Raw genomic sequence first — 18,221 nt, forward strand, 5'->3', positions numbered from 1 at the left:
CCCGGCTTGTAAAGTTAAAGTGGTTGCAATATTAATAATCTATCTGTTGCAAATCGGCTTCTGAAGAGATCACCTGTTCCTTGTACTGAAGCGTCCAGCCCATCGAGTTGGTAAGGATATAGATCTTTTGAAGCTCAGAAATCAAGCGGTTTTGGGCATTTGTGACCAATTCTGACGCCTCTATCTTTTTGCGAAGCGATACCTCTATCTTGTCTTTGATCTTGTTGTAATCGGATGCTTCAAACTGATTGAAATAATCTTGTTGTACATCATAATACTGGATGTTAGGATTGATGGACAATTCAGGCTCCGGGATGTGTGTAATGGTCACCGTCTTGTTTGCCTCATCGATCTGTGTCTTTACGGCACTTAGATCGTACGCAATGGTAGCTTTTGCATTCACTACGACCAGCGCTTTCTTTCGCGCTGAAAGTACATCGATGTAAAATTTCTTCCAATCTTCGTAGGTGAATACTTGGGCGTAGTTTCCTTCGGTCACTATGAGTTTCCCAACATTTTGCAGCTGTTTCTGGATAAGTGCCGTATTTGCTTCCAGTTGCTCACGATTTTCCTTTTGATATTCACAATACCGCAGCCCAAACACAATAAGCAAGGCCAGTACTATTCCTAGGAGGATATTTCGCATTGTTACAGGTTTTTCAGAAAGATACTAAAAACTACAATTCGTATCTCACGATGAACATTAAAATACGGGGGAGCACAAAATACTGACTCGTGGTATTGAAATCTTCATTAAAACTATCGTTGTTAATAAAACCGGTGTCCAGCAGGTTGGTTGCCTGCAATTGGAATTCCCAGCTGCTTTCCCCTTTTTGGTAATATAGGTCGGCATTAATGAAGGAATACGTATTTTCTACCGTATTGGCGTCGTTGGTATAATTATAGTAATCCCACTCTGCACTCAACGTAAAATCTTTCAAGAACGTTATATCGGCATTCATGTACGGTCTTTGCGTAAGGAATGTTTGCTGCAAGCCACCGTTATCATAATCGTTCAATGTGAGACGGTACCCGACTTCAAAGTTGGGCCATTCCCGGAAATTAGAACGCACACTCGCACGATAATTCTGTGTGAAGCTTTCACTCTCCCGCACCTGGTCGTTTACCAGATTGTTCGACCGACTTAAAGAGGCATTTGCCGTGAGATTGAACTGCAACTTCTTTACTCTTTTACTGAAACGGCCTACGGCCGAAAAAGTTTCGTCGGGAAAGTTGCTGTCAATATTGAACGGGCTGCTCACTTGGTTGATCGCAATGATCTCTGAATTACTTTTAAAGCCGTTGATACGTCTTGAATAATTTAAAGATCCGCTAATATTGGTATAATTGAAAAGGTTGAAACTAAAGTATGTTAGATTGTAATTGTGTGACAACGCGTTCTCCAGGAACCGATTTCCTCGAAACAATCGGTTGTAATTATTGAATACATACGCCTGGGCATAATCATTCACATCGGTGTATTGCGCATTGATGCTGTAGTTGAAGCGAAGGCTTTCACTTTTCTTTAATTCCAGGATGATGTTCATGTCCGGCAGGAGCGTCCAGTCATTTTGAGTGATCGTACTTCCTAATTGTTCGTTCTTTACATTGTAATTATGTAGGGTAAGACCGGGTGTAAAGATGAATTTTCCGGTCTTTACTTTATAGTGCAATCCCAAAAATGCATCGGTAAAACCAAAGACCACATCGTTGTTGAAATCGGTTGCAGCAAATGGATTCACAGCACTGTTATCCAAAATCTGAAAGATCCCTGATTTGAATTTTTGATTACTTAAAGTACTTCCCAGCGTCACGTTCAGGTTACTGGTATTGGTCAGTACATAGTAATAATCCACCTTCGCGTCCAGCTTACTGGTCACTACATTTCGAGTCTGATTGATATTGTATCGGTCAGCCGGCTGCAGAGGATCAAAGGTCTCGTTGGTTGGATCGGCGGGATCGAACATGGTAAAGATCCCGCGAAAGGGAATGGAATCCTGCACAGCACGATAGAACGGATCCTCATCTTGATACAGGTGTTGTACCTGCCCCGCAAAAATATTCTTCTCGTCCAGCGTATAATAGATATTGGCATTTTGGTTCACCGAAACGGGTTGATTCTCTTTTGCTTCGGAAATGTTATTGACACGACCCATGACCGTGGAAAGTGTAGTATCATCTTCCGTTTGCTTTGAAGTTTTCAGCAAGGCATCGTAGTCCATTTGAAAGTTCGTGTTGGGTTTATACACTCCGCTTAGTTTCAACATCGCCAATTTACTCTGTTGATCGCTCACGGCATTGGTATTCTCTGTGGCTCCGGAAGCGATGTACTGGCGTATGGAATTGTTCACGATATTCGTACTATTGTCTGAAAGTATGGCGAACCCACTAAGATCCAGTGTTTTTGTAGCGGCCCAGCTAAAATTACCTGCCAAAAATTTAGTCTCTATGGCATTGGCGCGATCGTTCTGTGCAACAGCAAAGCCTAGGTCACTTTCACTGATCTCGAAATTCGTGCCTCCACCGCGATTGAAATTTCTAAACCCGCCCGTAAAATTGAAATAATCCCTAAAAGTAAAAGGCACTTCGCCAATATTATTAAAGTCGGTAATAAAATTAAGGCTGTATTTCGGACTGTAATAAAAGAGCTTCGGATGGACCAGATATCCCGTTTCATCCTCTCCCGCGATGCCTCCTCCTGCGGCCACTTCTCCAAACCAGAAATTCTTTTTTCCTTCCTTCAGCTTAATATTGATAGCAACATTATCCTGATCATTCCCCAAGCCTCGCATTTGATCTACTTCGTTATAATTGCGGAGCACTTCCACCTTATCCACAGCATCTGCCGGAATATTTTTAGTGGCTAGTTTGGAGTCACCGTCAAAAAAATCCTTTCCTTCCACCATGACCTTGGTCACGGCCTTCCCTTCTACTTCTATCTCGCCCTGGTCGTTCACTTCCACCCCCGGTAATTTCTTCATCACATCACCAAGTTTTCGCTCTTCACCGGTTGTGAACGAATCGGCGTTGTAGACAATGGTATCTCCTTTAACAACAACCGGCATTTCGTAGACGATCTCAACTCCGTCCAGTTCATCGGCTATGGGATTTAGAACAATATCCTGCTGAATGGTTTCTGAATTTTCCGGCACAGAGATCTCGTATTCTTTCGTCTGATACCCTAAGAAGCTCGCGCGCAGCACATACGTATTGTTGGCCGGCAGATCTAATTGATAGCGTCCTTCGTAATTGGTAATGGCATAAGATTCAATATCGCCGCTCTCCTTGACCGAAGCGATCACATTGGCGAATTCCAGTGGTTCTCCAATACTGTCTTTAATAAACCCACGCACCTTTACAGTTTGTGCCGAAAGCGATACGGAAAAAAGGAGCAGCAGTGCTCCGAAGAGGATTCTCATAATTAGTTGGTGTAATGTTTTTTCATTGGGCTACTTGCTGAAACCTTAACCGCAATCACTGTCCGCCAAAACGCATCCCGCCGCCTCGTCTTCCACCACCGCGGAAATTCTCCCGCATTTCATCGGTCTTTTCTTTTACGATCTGGTTGAATTCCGCACGTGTTACTTCCTTTCCTTTGGTAAGTGGCTGGATGGTTTCGGCCGCTTTCGGATTCATAACGATCTTTGAACACAGCAATGTGGTTCTGTAGACATTCAATTCTAAGATGAGACCGGGTAATCCTGCGTACTCGGCCGGACCGTTTCCTATGGGGATCTGTGGTGTGAACCATGCCGTAATGATCACTTCTTTAGGGATCTCTATCTGTTCCCAGGGATCCTCATTCTCGGTCTTTGTAGTATCCTGCGTCTCTGCGCCTTCCTTTTTCTCAGTAGCCCCACGGTCCCTGTTCCTGGGACGCGCCATACTCACATCATTAGGATCGATCTTTTTAACAGCAGTTGCTTTGAACGCAATGTATTGACCTATTTGTTTCGATTCTTTCTCGATATTCCAATCGAGCGTAGTAAGTGAATCGGTGATAAGAAACTGCTTTCCGAAGAACTCCCGCTCCTCTAACAAGATGTTCTTCTCGATGTTTTTATATTGAGGGCCTGCAGAGAAACTGCTCATCATCATACCAAAACCTGCATTACCAGCACCGGCTTCCAGTTTTTCCTCTTCTTTGTAGATGGATTCGTTATTACTGAAGGTAAGTATGTAGGTCTTTTCCAACATACTACGCATGCGCTCGGCGATCTGTTTTTTTATATCCTCACTCATCTCACGACCCCCAAAATTGTCCATGTCTATAGTGGTTTTAGATTCGTAATAAGCTTGACCACTAATATTTTGAGCGAATGTGGTAAGGGAGCAGCAACCAAGTGCCAGAAGAGCAAGAAATTTCATAGATTACATATTAGGATATACTGTTAGGTACCAAAGTACACATTTTGTTACACTATCCTTCGACTATTATTCCGTTCGAAAGTTTAATCATCAACATTGGTCTAACCGCCAATACGTATTTGAACATTCTTGCCTTTTTCGCGACGACCACTGCTCTGGAACTGTTCCATCATTTCTTTGGATTTCTTATCTCGAATTACATCGTATTCTGCCTGACTCACTTCCTTCCCAGCTTTTGGACGCTCGATATCCATTCCCTTCTCGGGGTTCATGACGATCCTCGAACAAAGAATGGTAAGGTCGCCGTCGTTCACTTCCAGAATAAGACCCGGCAGCCCCCAGTAATTGTCCGGACCGTGCAGCACCGGAATATCCAAGGTATACCATGCCGTCGTGATTTGGTTCTTTTTCACCTCCACCAGACTGTCAGTAGCACTATCGAAGATCTGCTCGGTCACTTCTCGCGAACTTATTGCCTTAAAACAGGTGTATTCCCCTATGTTCTTGGTCTCTTTTTGCAATTCCCATTGTGGCTTTTGTAGCGTATCTCTTATTAAAAAGGGCTTATCCATGATCTCTGTTGCATTGAGATACAGGTTTTCGGAAATATTTCGATACAGAACGTCCGTATTTCCCCGCACAACAATATTAATTCCTCCCGTTGAAGCTGCTTGGGGCTTCTCAAGACTTTCAACTTCTTTATAAAGTGATTCATTGGCTGTAAAAGTAAGAGTATACTCTTTTTGAAATTGTTTTCTCAACTGCGCTGCCAGTTGCTCCTTCACAGCATCTGAAGCATCATCGCTCATCTTTAGATCGACTTTTCTATCTGTCTTATAGGTTGCGATCCCATTGAACTCTTGGGCCGCGGACCCGAAAGATAAAATCATAAAAAAAATGAATAAAAAGTGTTTTAGTAGCATGGTTATATAATGTTTTTAAAAAGACGATCGATTTTTTTCAACGTTGCAAGGTACAAACTTACTATTATAGCGGTTCATTTTGTACCTTGGGGTTTCCTATGAAAATGTTCGTTTTTCTGTTTTTTATTTCCCTGCCCTGTGTTTTTGGTCAAGAACTAAAACCGGTGGCCACAATCCCATTACAAGCAGACCGATTTGTTGGATTTGACGGCTACAAGCAACTGTATTTCATTAAAGACAACATTCTTCATAAGCAAGGTTCGGAGGGAGTATATGTATTTAGTGATTTCCAGTTGGGGAAAATAAGTTCGGTGGATATTATCAACCCGTTGAAGGTCGTGATCTTTTACGAAACTGTGAATACCGTGGTCTTTGTTGATAACAGGCTTAATGAGATAGAACGCATCAACTTTAACAACCTGCCTCAGTTTGTAACCATAAGTACAGCGACCAACGCAGGAAATAACCGTCTTTGGATTTTTAATGTAGATACTCAACAACTCGAGCTGTATGATTATAGAAGTAGCAGAAAGACAATCGTTTCCCAGCCTTTTTCGGGTAAATTATTGTCACAGGCTAGTAATTTCAACTATTGTTTTATGTTGACCGAGCGCAAGCTGCGGGCTTTCAATGTCTATGGAAGCATTCTTTCTGAAATGGAAGCTATGGACTTCGACAAGATCATTCAGCAGAACGAAAATGTGTTGGCCTTAAAAGACAATGCGTTGTATATGGTACAAATGCTTCCCGGGGAAAATTCAGAAAAAACCATTCATCCCATAAAAATCACACTGCCCGAAAACCCTATAAAAGACTTGCAGCTTAGTCAAGATTTACTGTATATTTATGACGGAATTAATATTCTCACTTTTTCACTAACACCACCAAAGCAGTAAGATTTATGCACGTCGCGATTGCAGGGAACATAGGCTCCGGAAAAACCACGTTAACTCGTTTACTGGCAAAACATTATAAATGGAAGGCCCATTTTGAAGACGTTGAGGACAATCCGTATCTGGACGATTTCTACAACCAGATGGAGCGGTGGTCTTTCAATCTTCAGATCTATTTTTTAAACAGTAGGTTTCGGCAAATACTGGATATTCGCAAAAGCGGGAAAGATATCGTTCAAGATCGCACCATTTATGAAGACGCCTATATCTTTGCGCCCAATCTTCACGCGATGGGCCTTATGACCAACAGGGATTATGAAAACTATCGCTCGCTGTTCGATCTTATGGAAAGTGTTACCGAGGGACCGGATCTTTTGATCTATTTGCGCAGTTCGATACCCAATCTCGTAAACCAGATCCACAAGCGAGGTCGGGAGTATGAAAATACCATTAGTATCGATTACCTAAGCCGTTTGAACGAACGATATGAAGCCTGGGTACACGAATACGACAAGGGCAATTTGATCGTGCTGGATGTTGACAGTCTTGATTTTGTTGACAATCCGGAGCATCTGGGAGAGGTCATTAACAAGATCGATGCAGAGCTGCACGGTTTATTTAAAACTTAACATTTCTCTTACACTTCACAGCCTTTTTAATCGCTTACTTTGCGGTGACTTATGGCATCACTCTACAATACCAAATACTATCATCGTGATCTTTCGTGGCTGCGGTTCAACCACCGGGTGCTTCAGGAAGCGGCAGATAAAAGGAACCCGCTTTACGAACGCATCAAATTCTTAGCGATCTACTCTTCTAATCTGGATGAATTCTTTCGGGTACGTGTTTCAGATATACGACAAATAAAAAGTGTTGAAAAACCGCTTCGGAAGAAATTGATCACCAAGCCCAATAAGGTTCTTCGCGAGATCAAAAAACAAGTGGATCTACAGCAAGATGAATTTGGACAGATCTTTCAGAAGCAAATAATGCCTGATCTGGAAGAAGAAAATATCTTCTTGATCCATCACAAACAGTTTACCGCAACACAAAAGGAAATTGCCAAATCTTATTATTGCGACACACTGAAAGATTCTCTGAATACCAAAAAATTCGATTTCAAGCATTCGGAACCGATATTTGTAGAGAATGAAGCGCTGTACTTGGCCGGGATCGTTTCAGAAACACAATACCAACTGGTGGAGATCCCAAAGGACGAACCCCGTTTCTTTGTTTTTCCGAAGATGCAGGGAAAATACTATATCACGTTTATAGATGATATTTTAAAGTACAACCTCAACCAAACCCCCGAGAAAGAAGAAAAGACCGTCTATTTTTGCATAAAGATCTCCAGAGATGCCGAGTTGTATATTGAAGATGAATTTTCGGGGAATTTAAAAGACAAAATAGAACAATCGCTGCCAAAACGGGCCACCGGCCAAGCAACACGTGTGCTGGTGGATAGTGCGATGCCTAAAACATTTGTAGAAATACTGAAGAATGCGCTGGATGCAAGTAACGCCGATATTGTTTTCGGCGGACCGTATCACAACTTCAAGGATTTCTTTGCGTTTCCCAATCCTACCAACAAAGATCTATCAAACGACACCTTAGCACCGTTACCACATCCTGTATTAAAAAAAGGCTCCATACTAAAAGCTATCGAAAAGAGCGATCAACTGTTACATTACCCGTATCAGTCCTTCGAACCTGTGATACAATTGCTGGAAGAAGCAGCAGACGATCCGTATGTCACTAAGATCAAGATTACTATTTATCGCGCAGCCAGTGAATCTCGGTTAAATGATGCGATTACAAGAGCTGCCAAGAACGGAAAAAAAGTGATTGTATTCATTGAGGTAAAAGCCCGCTTCGATGAACACAATAACTTAAAATGGGGTGCAACCTTCGAAAAGCACGGTGCGAAGGTAATTTACAGTTACCCGGACATTAAAGTTCATTCTAAGATCCTCTATATTGAACGTGACGAAGAACAAAAACCTAAGCGCTACGCATATATTGCAACCGGTAATTTTAACGAGAAGACGGCTAGTCTTTATACAGATTTTGGTTTAATGACGGCACACCCAAAGATCACCAAAGAACTCAACAAAGTTTTTTTGGTGCTTGAACGTACCATCATTGTACCTAAAACCAAACGACTGTTGGTTTCTCCCTTCACTACCCGTTCAAAGTTCACCGAGTTGGTCAATAATGAGATCGAGTTTTCCAATGCCGGAAAGGACAGCTATATCATGTTAAAGATGAACAGTCTGGAAGACAAAGGCATGATCAAGTTGTTGTATAGAGCGAGCATCGCCGGTGTAAAAATTAAATTGCTTATTCGCGGAATCTGCTCATTGGTTCCCGGAATCAAAGGACAGAGCGAGAACATTGAGGTCATCTCTATCGTGGACCGTTTTTTGGAACACGGAAGAGTGTATGTCTTTGGTAATAACGGTGAGGAAAAGATGTATATCGGTTCTGCCGATTGGATGACCCGAAATTTGAATCACCGCATAGAAGTGGTGACGCCTATTTACGAAGCTTCACATCAAAAGACCATCAAAGACCTGCTCGAGATCGAATGGAATGATAATGTCAAGGCTCGTATCATCGATGCTGAGCAGAAGAACTGTTATGTCCCGCATGTAAAACCCGCTATACAATCGCAATTAGCCACCTACGATTATTTTAAAAAATCTACTGAATAAAGCCATGTGAACGGGCGTGCTCAATAGCCTGTGTACTGTCTTCTAACAAGAGCGCCGGGGTGGTCTTGTAATCTGAAAACAGACTCTTTACGCGTAGCACCTTCTTTTTGTGCTTTACACTTCGCAGGTATATTGCCAAGATACGATCGGGAAACTTTTTGGCGATCTCTATATAAATATCGGCATCGTGCTCTCCACTGTCTCCCACCAATATAAATTTCATGGCAGGATAGGTGGCAAGAATATCCAAGATCTCTCGCTGCTTCTGTGGTTTTTCTGAAAGATCCTTCCTTGCAAATGGAGAAGGTAGGTTTCGCAAAAGTACTGGTCCCTTTGGAAAATTGTTTGCTTTCAAGAACAGTTCCAGATATCGGTAAAGATTCCAGGGGCTATGACTCGCATAGAACATTGGGTTTGCACTTGCGCCGTCCTTGCCCCGGTGTAACAGGTGATAGAATTGTGATGCGCCTTCCAAAGGCGATCTGCTTTCTGCATTTCTGAAAAAGGTATTGAATACCAGTTTCAGCTTTAAAAAAGAAGCCACTCCGGTGTGTATAATCGTATCGTCAATGTCGCTCACCACGCCGAAACCTATATTGCTATTCGGAATTAGGACCTCGCCGGGGAAACGGTTGTTATTCTTTATAACCCAACCCGGGTGATCATTTTCAAAAGCCAGTTCTATAAGTAACCAGTGTTCTTCATTGCACAATGCCGTTAGCCCTTGAATACTTTCAGAAAATTTAAAATAGCCTTTCGCATCGGTGGTGGTATAAAAGACCCTGTCATCGGGGAGTTTGATTCTTAGTTTGGTATGGGCAACCTCATCGGTTTCAAAACGTTTTATCGAATTTTTCAGTAAACTGAAAAATCCTTTTTTGGAAAGATCGATATTTTCATCTTCCAATGCTCTTCCCCGAACGTAAAGGTGGGAACTGGTCCCATAGCTTTGGAAAACAATTATTTGAAGAGGATCTTTTTTGAACCATCCCATACTAAAAATGCCAAGATTCGGGCCATAACCACAAGATCAACAATCCGGTGACGATCGAGATCCCAAACGAAAGAGCAACCCATTTTGCTAACTGGCGTGTACCCAATACTGCTGCCATGATCCCTTTAAAAAGGAGATTTGAAAGTCCTGCTAATAAGATTAGCCGCCATCCGGTGGAAACCTCTAATCCGTCACCTTTCATAAGCTGCGAGAGAGAAAGGGTAATAGCATCCACATCTGTAAGACCGCTAATGATCGAAACTATGTACAACGCATTGTTACCAAATTCTTCTTTGGTAAAGGCCACAGCAAGGAGAATGAATCCGTAGAGCAATCCAAAGATCAAAGCACTTTTAAACTGAGCAGGATTCTTAGGTTCGGGCATTTCGTCATCACCCCCATCCTTATTGATCATGTAGAAAAGCCCAAAACATAGCAGTACCATGATCACAAACTCCATAATTATTGGAAGCATGATCTGTGGTAATTTTTCAGGTATCACTATACCAACTTCCACTAGGACACGTACAAAGGATATCGCTGAAGCTGCAGTGATCACAAAGGCTGCGATCTTATTAATATTTTTAGAGTCGGCCGTTTTCCTGGCATAACTTACCGTAGTGGCCGTGCTGCTAATAAGCCCCCCCAAAATTCCGTTGGAGATAATCCCCACTTTTTTTCCTACGAACTTATAGATAAAATAACCAACTACGCTAATCCCAACGATTAGGGTCACCATAAACCATATATTTCGCGGATTGAGCACATCGAGCGGTCCGTAGGTTTGGTTAGGGAGTATAGGTAAGATCACCAGCGAGATGCCGGCGAACGTCATAATGGCCGCCAGGTCCTTGTCCTTTAATCGATCGATAAAGTTGTGTAAATGCTCCTTCACATATAATAAAATAGCAAGTGTGCCTCCTAAAATAACCCCAATCACCTGACTTCCCATGACCAGATAGGCGCCAATGGCAAACATAAGTAAGGCAGCAACCTCGGTAGTTTGACCAATATCGATATCATTGAGTTTTTTGACTTTGATCACGTTGGCCATGATCAAAAGTGCCGTGATGGAGAGTCCCAATACCGGTAAGATAAAGGGATTATCGAATTCTCGTGTGAGAAAGCCCGAGACTACGCCTAAGATAGAAATAAGCGTAAAAGTACGAACTCCGGCCATCTTATTGTCTGTGCGTTCCCGTTGAACGCCTACCAGCAATCCCAGTCCAAAAGCAATCCCTAAAGTAATAAGGTCTTCGTAGTTCATGTATGACTAAGATAGTGAAATCCAAAAAAAAACCCTGCGAGTAGCAGGGTTTTAAGTATAATTTAGGAATTTGTACCAAATGAAGATTAGTTCGTCTCTTTTTCGATCTTTTTAACAACCTTCTTTTGAGTAGGTTCTCCATCTTCTTCTGTTAAGGCATCTACCTTAGCTCTCACTTCTGCTTCAGATCCTGTAAAGGTTTGAGTATCTTTTGTGGTCTCACCGTCTTTAGTTGTCTCAATAGTCACGTTGGCCGTTGTCACATCTCCATCAACAGAAAATTCTACTTGAACCTCCTTGGTTATAACAGCAGCACTTCCGCTTTGCTTCGCTTCAGCATTGGTGAGGATGGTTTCATTTCCGTCTTCATCAATAAAAACCATTTCTTCGGAAATGTTTTCCGCAGCATCCGTATCTACAGTGCCGTGATTCCCTAAAATTGGTGCGATCACCAATCCGACCAAACACGTTAATTTGATCAAGATATTCATAGAAGGGCCCGACGTATCTTTAAAAGGATCTCCAACAGTATCTCCGGTAACAGCTGCTTTGTGCGCATCACTGCCTTTGTAGGTCATTTCTCCATTGATCATTACCCCTGCTTCAAACGATTTCTTGGCGTTATCCCATGCACCTCCCGCATTGTTCTGAAAGATTGCCCACATTACACCACTCACACAGACTCCGGCCATGTAACCTCCTAAAGGCTCTGCGCCAAAGATCAATCCGATGATGATAGGTGTGATGATAGTTAAAAGGCCCGGAAGCAACATTTCTTTTAAAGCCGCTTTTGTAGAGATGTCCACGCATTTAGCATATTCAGGTGTTCCGGTTCCTTCCATAATTCCCGGTATTTCGCGAAACTGACGACGTACTTCCTGCACCATTTCCATCGCTGCTTTTCCAACCGATTTCATGGCCATGGCCGAAAACACTACCGGAATCATTCCTCCAACAAACAACATCGCCAAAACATCGGCTCTAAAAATGTTGATTCCGTCTATACCTGTGAACGTTACATAGGCTGCGAACAAGGCCAAAGCAGTTAACGCTGCCGATGCGATCGCAAAACCTTTTCCTACTGCGGCTGTTGTATTACCAACCGAGTCTAATATGTCTGTACGTTCGCGTACATGCGGCTCGAGTTCGCTCATTTCGGCAACACCCCCTGCGTTATCTGCGATAGGACCAAAAGCATCGATCGCAAGTTGCATAGCTGTTGTCGCCATCATGGCAGAAGCCGCCAATGCAACACCGTAAAACCCTGCCAGCTCGTAGGATCCGTAGATGGCAGCGGCAAATAATAATACCGAAGCAAAAGTAGATTTCATCCCTACTGCTAATCCGGCAATAATATTGGTTGCAGCTCCCGTAGATGAATTCTTAACGATATCCATTACAGGTTTTTTACCCAGACTGGTGTAGTATGCAGTTACAAAGGAGATCAATGCCCCTACTGCCAATCCAATACATGCTGAATAAAATACATTGATCGAGGCAATTTCTTTATATCCTTCGCCAAAGAACTTCATGTTCATGGTCTCCGGCAACATCCAGTCGATCAAGAAATAACTTGCTATCAACGTTAGAAGGATCGCAGCCCAGTTCCCCATATCCAACGCCTTTTGAACTTGTGATTCTTTCGCATCGTTGCTGCTAATTTTCACGAAGAAGGTTCCAATAATGGAAGCCAAAATTCCAACACCGGCAATTACAATAGGAAGTAAGATGGGTCCCATGTTGCTAAAGGCATCGGTAAATTGTCCGTCAAGGGACATATCGCGTATCACATAATTTCCCAGCACCATAGCGGCCAAAACTGTGGCTACATAAGAACCAAAAAGGTCTGCACCCATTCCTGCTACGTCCCCCACATTATCACCAACGTTGTCTGCAATGGTCGCCGGGTTTCTGGGATCATCCTCCGGAATTCCTGCTTCTACTTTACCAACAAGATCGGCACCTACATCGGCTGCTTTGGTATAGATACCACCGCCTACACGAGCAAAAAGAGCGATCGATTCCGCTCCAAGAGAGAATCCTGCAAGGGCCTCCAGAACGATGGTCATCTGCCCGTAGAAATCGCCGCCGTCCACGATGAACTGACTCACAAAGAACATAAAGAATAAACTAAGACCCAATACTGCCAATCCGGCAACACCTAATCCCATAACAGTTCCACCGCCAAACGACACCTTTAATGCCTGAGGCAAGCTGGTCTTGGCAGCTTCGGCGGTACGCGTATTTGCTTCCGTAGCAATACGCATCCCTATATTCCCGGCCAAAGCCGAAAATATTGCACCAAAGATAAACGCTGGTACGATCATCCAACTGGTCGATTCTACCATTGTAGAAACAATATACAGTAATACAGCTGCGATCACAGCGAATATTACCAAAAGACGGTATTCAGCATTTAAAAATGCCAGTGCACCTTCTTTAATACTTTTTGAAATAAACTGCATGCGCTCGCTTCCTGCGGCTTGCTTTTTTACCCAGCTCATTTTAACGAGCATGAAAAGGAGTCCGAGGACCGAAAGTGCAATTGGCACATAAATAATGTTCTGTTCCATTATAGTTTAGTTAATTAGAAATCATTTCAAATTTGCGACTGCAAAAGTAGGAAATTAGGCGGAATTAAAAAATCCTTCTATGGCTTATTGACAAGGGCTTTCAATTAATTAAGAGCCGTTTATTAAATCGTGAAGTTTTTATTCATTTTATGATCGCTGGTATCGTAGCGATCAATACACTTGTGGAGTATGTCGTAGGCTTCAGAAGCATCTCCCCAGCCGCCTACATCTACCCGCTTTTTCTCCAGGTCCTTGTACACTTGGAAAAAATGCTCGATCTCCTTGACGATATGGGGATTGACATCAGAAAGATCATTCAAACTATTCCAAACAGGATCGGATACAGGAACACAAATAACTTTCTCATCGGGTCCTTTCTCGTCGGCCATGTGAAACACCCCAATAGGTTTTACTTCCATCACACACATTGGAAACGTTGGTTCTCCCCCCAATACCAGGACATCTAAGGGGTCTCCGTCGAGAGCCAGGGTTTCGGGAATAAAACCATAGTCGGCCGGATACATCATGGAAGAGAACAGCATCCGGTCGAAACGAATTTTCTTCAGTTTAAAATCGTATTCATATTTGTTGCGACTTCCTTTAGGAATTTCAATCAATACATCGAAGGTGCGTTTCTTTTCAGTGGTCATTATATGTATGTTAAAGGGTACAGATTTTGGGAGTGCAAAAATACACAAATAGAATGGTTTGAATAAAAAAAGGGCTCACAAATAATTTGCAAGCCCGCTTAAATCAATATAAACTATAAATCAAAATAGTTTCAGATCTTAGGAATCTGTTTTCTCAATATCCGGTACTCCTTCGCTTGAAAACAAATGTGTTAGGTAAATCACTAAACAGGTTGTTTGTATGCGGGGAATCTACTTAAATGTACAAAAAAATCTAAAATGAGAATCCAAAGATGCCTGTAATCCCAAATTTTCGGGCATCGGGATTGTCTAAATAATTTCCTCGGAAGTTGAAGTCCAGGCGGAATATCCTAAATATATTGCCTATTCCGAAGCTATACTCGTAGTAAATATCATTTGGAGCCCTGTAAGGTATCCCTGAAGCATTGAGCGCTATATTTTTGTCGGAAATTTCTCCATACACCGCTCTAAAGCCTATCACTTCCCTCAAATTCAACTTGCGAAGTCCGGGAATCCGGGAGAACAACCGTCCGCCAAAGTTATGCTGTAAATGGAGGGACGAGTACGTATCACTAACAAACTCATAAAAATCCAGCTGTGTAAACGTATTGTACAAACTAAAATAGGTTTGATTTCCCGGAATAGGATTGAGCAAACTTAGCGGCACCTCGCCAAAGGTCTTTCCCACCTCAACGGTAGAATATAATCTTCCCAATCCGCCAATATTCCAGGGCTGTGTGTATAGCGCCTGTAGTTTTTGGTATTCGAAATCCCCGCTAAAAACATCTTTTAAACCATATGTATATCCTAAATAAAAACTAGGGAAATCACCGTCATTGATCACCGTTTGTTCTACGCCATAGCCAGAAGTTTTACGCCCGGGCGTAAAATTGAAGGCCAATTCTATTTCCGGTTGTGAAATCTCACTTCGTATTTCGCCGGTGAACGCTCCATCCTCCTTTACGAAATAATCGATACTAAACGTATCTGTAGCCGATCGCAACGTACGATAGGACCCCGTTAAGCGAACGATTAAATTCTTGGAAGGTTCGATGGAAAATCCGGCAGTAGTAAGATTAATACGCGACAACCTATCATTGGCCCCCACCGAAATAAGTGAAGAGGATGCCAGGCTGCGCCCTAAGACATCATTGCTATTGGTAAGGCTGGCTCCGGTTTGCTCCACATCCTTTCTGTTCCCGGCAAATACCGTAAGTCTTGTCCTTCGATCCAACAGTAATTTTGCGGAGATCCCATATTTAAAGCGCTCGTCTTTGAAACCGTAGGCACCAAACCCTTCGATACGCCATGGATCGTTCTGACTAAAGTACGTTCTTCCTCCAAGACGGATCCGCAGTCCTTCGGCTTCATTGAACCCAAAGACAGAGAATACGGGACCTATATCAAAATTGTTGACCTCATAATATCCCGACGCCAGTACTGCCCCAAGATTGTACAAGGTCTTAAACCGAGGCACTGTCTTTAAGGTATCGAGCATCTTATAAACGCCTTTTTCGTCCTTACTTAGTTGTTCCATTCGATTCTGTTCCCAAAATTCGTCCGGTCGATTATAGACCTCATATTGATAAGGATCTACCTGTTCGCTATAGAATTTCTTATCCTTCGGAATATCGAAAACATAGTTATCGTATAGGGTGGTTCTTTTTCCGTAGATACCACGCGCCCCTTCCTTCTTCCGAAGACTGAAATCACTTAAAAAATAATCTCTTGTAATAAGAAAAATAGAATCGTTCAGCACCTCAAACTCTTGTTCGATATAGACCTCCCGCACCCAGTTAAGATTGGCACTTTTCGAGGCTTGAAGGTTTATCTCCTTGATCGCCCACGTGGTATCATTGACCCAAAAATCGCCTTTAAACGTCAGTTCATTCTTTCGACGCGGGTAGTAGACAATGTTATAACACCATTTATTTCCGCGATAAGCACTGTCTAGCAGCACATAATTATAGACATCGATCCCGGTACGTGAGAGCGGACTCGTAAAAGCCTTATCGAAGAACTTAAGATAATTATCGTAGACGTCGTATTCGCTGTAAAGGTCTTTTACGAAAGCGATGAGTGTTTGATTGTTGCTGAAACCCGAATTCTTGTTTCCTTCCAGCACTTCTTTCTCTTCGTTGAGTACGTTATCTCCATAGACTTTTGAAAAAGCTTCGTTAATAAAGATGGGCAGGTAGGTATTTCCCGTCACGTTTGAAGTATCCACCTGATCGAAAACAAATTCCATTCCGTTGAAGATCCTGCTCTTTATTAGCGAAGAATCGATGGTGTTAAGATCGAACTCCAGTTTTTCGTATTTGTCATACTGGTATTGAGCGAACTTCTTGGTACCATTCTCTCTCCTGTTCTCCCATATCTTTCTAAGAATATCGATGGCCGGATTGTTCTTTTTGGATTGATTCCCGCTTATAATGACGACTTCGTTCAACGCAGCGGCTTCTTCGCCCAGTGTCACTGTCATGTTATACGTAGAACGCTGGGTAAGTGGCACCTCTTTGCTGGAATAACCAATAAATGAAAAGACCACGGTTGAATAGGTTTCGTCGCTTTCGAGGTAAAAGCGTCCATCCTCATTAGAGATCGTACCTTCATTAGAATCCTTGAATATAACATTCGCAAAAGGAATAGGTTCGCCGCCATCCCCTATAATTACACCGCTTACTTTTGTTTGAGCAACAACTACTATAGAAAGCAGAAAAAAAAATAGAGAAAAGTAGTGCTTCATAATAAGGTGCTCCTTGCAAATTTGGGTAACGAATTAATTCTTGAAAAATGTAGTTCGCTGTAATTACTTGTACATTACTTTCTTTACTGCTTTTATCACATCTTCACTGTTAGGCAACCATTCCTCCAAAAGTACGGGAGAATAAGGAGCAGGGGTATCTGCAGTATTGATCTTTACAATAGGAGCATCTAGGTAATCGAATGCTAAACTCTGTACCCGGTATGTGATCTCGGTGGCTACATTGCCAAATGGCCAGGCCTCTTCGAGGATGACCAGACGATTGGTCTTTTTAACAGACTCCAGGATAGTGTCATGGTCCATAGGTCTAACGGTACGCAGGTCTATCACTTCGCACTCTATCCCCTCTTCAGACAGTGTTTCGGCCGCCTTGTAAGCCTCTTTAATGATCTTTCCGAAGGAAACGATCGTTACATCCTTCCCTTTCCGCTTTACCTCTGCAACTCCCAAAGGAATCAGGTATTCGCCTTCGGGCACCTCCCCTTTATCCCCATACATTTGTTCGCTTTCCATAAAGATCACGGGGTCGTCATCACGAATAGCACTTTTTAAAAGACCTTTAGCATCGGCAGGATTGCTGGGGACAACCACCTTTAGACCGGGGCAATTGGCATACCAGCTCTCGAATGCTTGTGAGTGTGTAGCCGCTAACTGACCTGCAGAAGCAGTCGGACCTCGGAATACGATGGGAATATTAATCTGTCCACCGCTCATCTGCCGCATTTTAGCCGCATTATTAATGATCTGGTCAATACCTACAAGTGAAAAGTTGAAGGTCATAAATTCGATGATAGGACGGTTGCCATTCATGGCAGAACCCACACCAATACCCGAAAAACCCAATTCGCTAATGGGGGTATCAATAACACGTTTAGCGCCAAACTCGTCCAGCATCCCTTTACTGGCCTTATAAGCACCATTGTATTCGGCGACTTCCTCGCCCATTAGATATATATTTTCATCCCGTCGCATTTCTTCGCTCATGGCTTCGCAAACGGCTTCTCTGAACTGGAGTGTTTTCATACGGCTTCCCGCTATAGCGGGTATCTTTAGGGTTGTAATAGATTCATTTTTT

13 protein-coding genes are annotated in these 18,221 nt (G+C 42.7%); 3 read left to right on the forward strand and 10 right to left on the reverse strand.

From position 1 onward, the window contains the following. Positions 1-31 precede the first annotated feature (31 nt). The 4 genes from JS40_RS07250 to JS40_RS07265 form a co-directional block, all read right to left on the reverse strand. On the reverse strand, positions 32-646 hold the full coding sequence (locus JS40_RS07250) for a DUF4230 domain-containing protein (RefSeq protein ID WP_034259458.1): 615 nt from the start codon (positions 644-646) through the stop codon (positions 32-34). A gap of 31 nt (positions 647-677) precedes the next feature. Further along, the gene (locus tag JS40_RS07255) at positions 678-3,419 is read right to left on the reverse strand and encodes a carboxypeptidase regulatory-like domain-containing protein (RefSeq protein WP_034259460.1); all 2,742 of its coding nucleotides are present in this window, start codon (positions 3,417-3,419) and stop codon (positions 678-680) included. A gap of 55 nt (positions 3,420-3,474) precedes the next feature. Beyond that, a complete protein-coding gene (locus JS40_RS07260) occupies positions 3,475-4,368 on the reverse strand; it encodes a GLPGLI family protein (protein ID WP_034259462.1) in 894 nt (297 codons plus the stop codon). A gap of 101 nt (positions 4,369-4,469) precedes the next feature. After that, positions 4,470-5,291, reverse strand: a complete 822-nt coding sequence (locus JS40_RS07265; protein WP_034259464.1) for a GLPGLI family protein — start codon at positions 5,289-5,291, stop codon at positions 4,470-4,472. 164 nt (positions 5,292-5,455) lie between these two features. Here JS40_RS07265 and JS40_RS07270 point away from each other — a divergent pair, with 164 nt between their 5' ends. The 3 genes from JS40_RS07270 to ppk1 are packed head-to-tail and all read left to right on the forward strand — an operon-like array spanning position 5,456 to position 8,898. Further along, on the forward strand, positions 5,456-6,187 hold the full coding sequence (locus JS40_RS07270; protein WP_152558156.1) for a hypothetical protein: 732 nt from the start codon (positions 5,456-5,458) through the stop codon (positions 6,185-6,187). Between the two features lie 5 nt (positions 6,188-6,192). Then, a complete protein-coding gene (locus tag JS40_RS07275; protein WP_034259466.1) occupies positions 6,193-6,813 on the forward strand; it encodes a deoxynucleoside kinase in 621 nt (206 codons plus the stop codon). 51 nt (positions 6,814-6,864) lie between these two features. Further along, positions 6,865-8,898, forward strand: coding sequence for a polyphosphate kinase 1 (ppk1, locus tag JS40_RS07280; RefSeq protein ID WP_034259468.1), 2,034 nt, complete (start codon positions 6,865-6,867; stop codon positions 8,896-8,898). Here the strand turns inward: ppk1 and JS40_RS07285 are convergent. The 6 genes from JS40_RS07285 to JS40_RS07310 all read right to left on the reverse strand — a co-directional run bounded on the left by JS40_RS07285 (position 8,888) and on the right by JS40_RS07310 (position 18,184). Next, the gene (locus JS40_RS07285) at positions 8,888-9,892 is read right to left on the reverse strand and encodes an App1 family protein phosphatidate phosphatase (RefSeq protein ID WP_034259470.1); all 1,005 of its coding nucleotides are present in this window, start codon (positions 9,890-9,892) and stop codon (positions 8,888-8,890) included. The two genes, ppk1 and JS40_RS07285, sit on opposite strands and share 11 nt — an antisense overlap. A gap of 1 nt (position 9,893) precedes the next feature. Then, a complete protein-coding gene (locus JS40_RS07290) occupies positions 9,894-11,159 on the reverse strand; it encodes an MgtC/SapB family protein (protein WP_034259472.1) in 1,266 nt (421 codons plus the stop codon). Between the two features lie 86 nt (positions 11,160-11,245). Beyond that, positions 11,246-13,732, reverse strand: a complete 2,487-nt coding sequence (locus JS40_RS07295) for a sodium-translocating pyrophosphatase (protein ID WP_034259474.1) — start codon at positions 13,730-13,732, stop codon at positions 11,246-11,248. A 122-nt stretch (positions 13,733-13,854) separates the two neighbouring features. Further along, entirely contained in the window at positions 13,855-14,382 is a 528-nt protein-coding gene (locus tag JS40_RS07300) for an inorganic diphosphatase (RefSeq protein ID WP_034259476.1), read from the reverse strand. 253 nt (positions 14,383-14,635) lie between these two features. After that, positions 14,636-17,128 carry a DUF5686 family protein gene (locus JS40_RS07305; protein ID WP_034259478.1) on the reverse strand — a complete coding sequence of 831 codons (2,493 nt, stop codon included), beginning with the start codon at positions 17,126-17,128 and terminating at the stop codon, positions 14,636-14,638. Positions 17,129-17,191: 63 nt separating this feature from the next. Next, positions 17,192-18,184, reverse strand: coding sequence for a pyruvate dehydrogenase complex E1 component subunit beta (locus JS40_RS07310; RefSeq protein WP_262482556.1), 993 nt, complete (start codon positions 18,182-18,184; stop codon positions 17,192-17,194). Between the last annotated feature and the right edge of the window lie 37 nt (positions 18,185-18,221).

This window comes from Altibacter lentus (assembly GCF_000746845.1).
GTDB lineage: Bacteria > Bacteroidota > Bacteroidia > Flavobacteriales > Flavobacteriaceae > Altibacter > Altibacter lentus.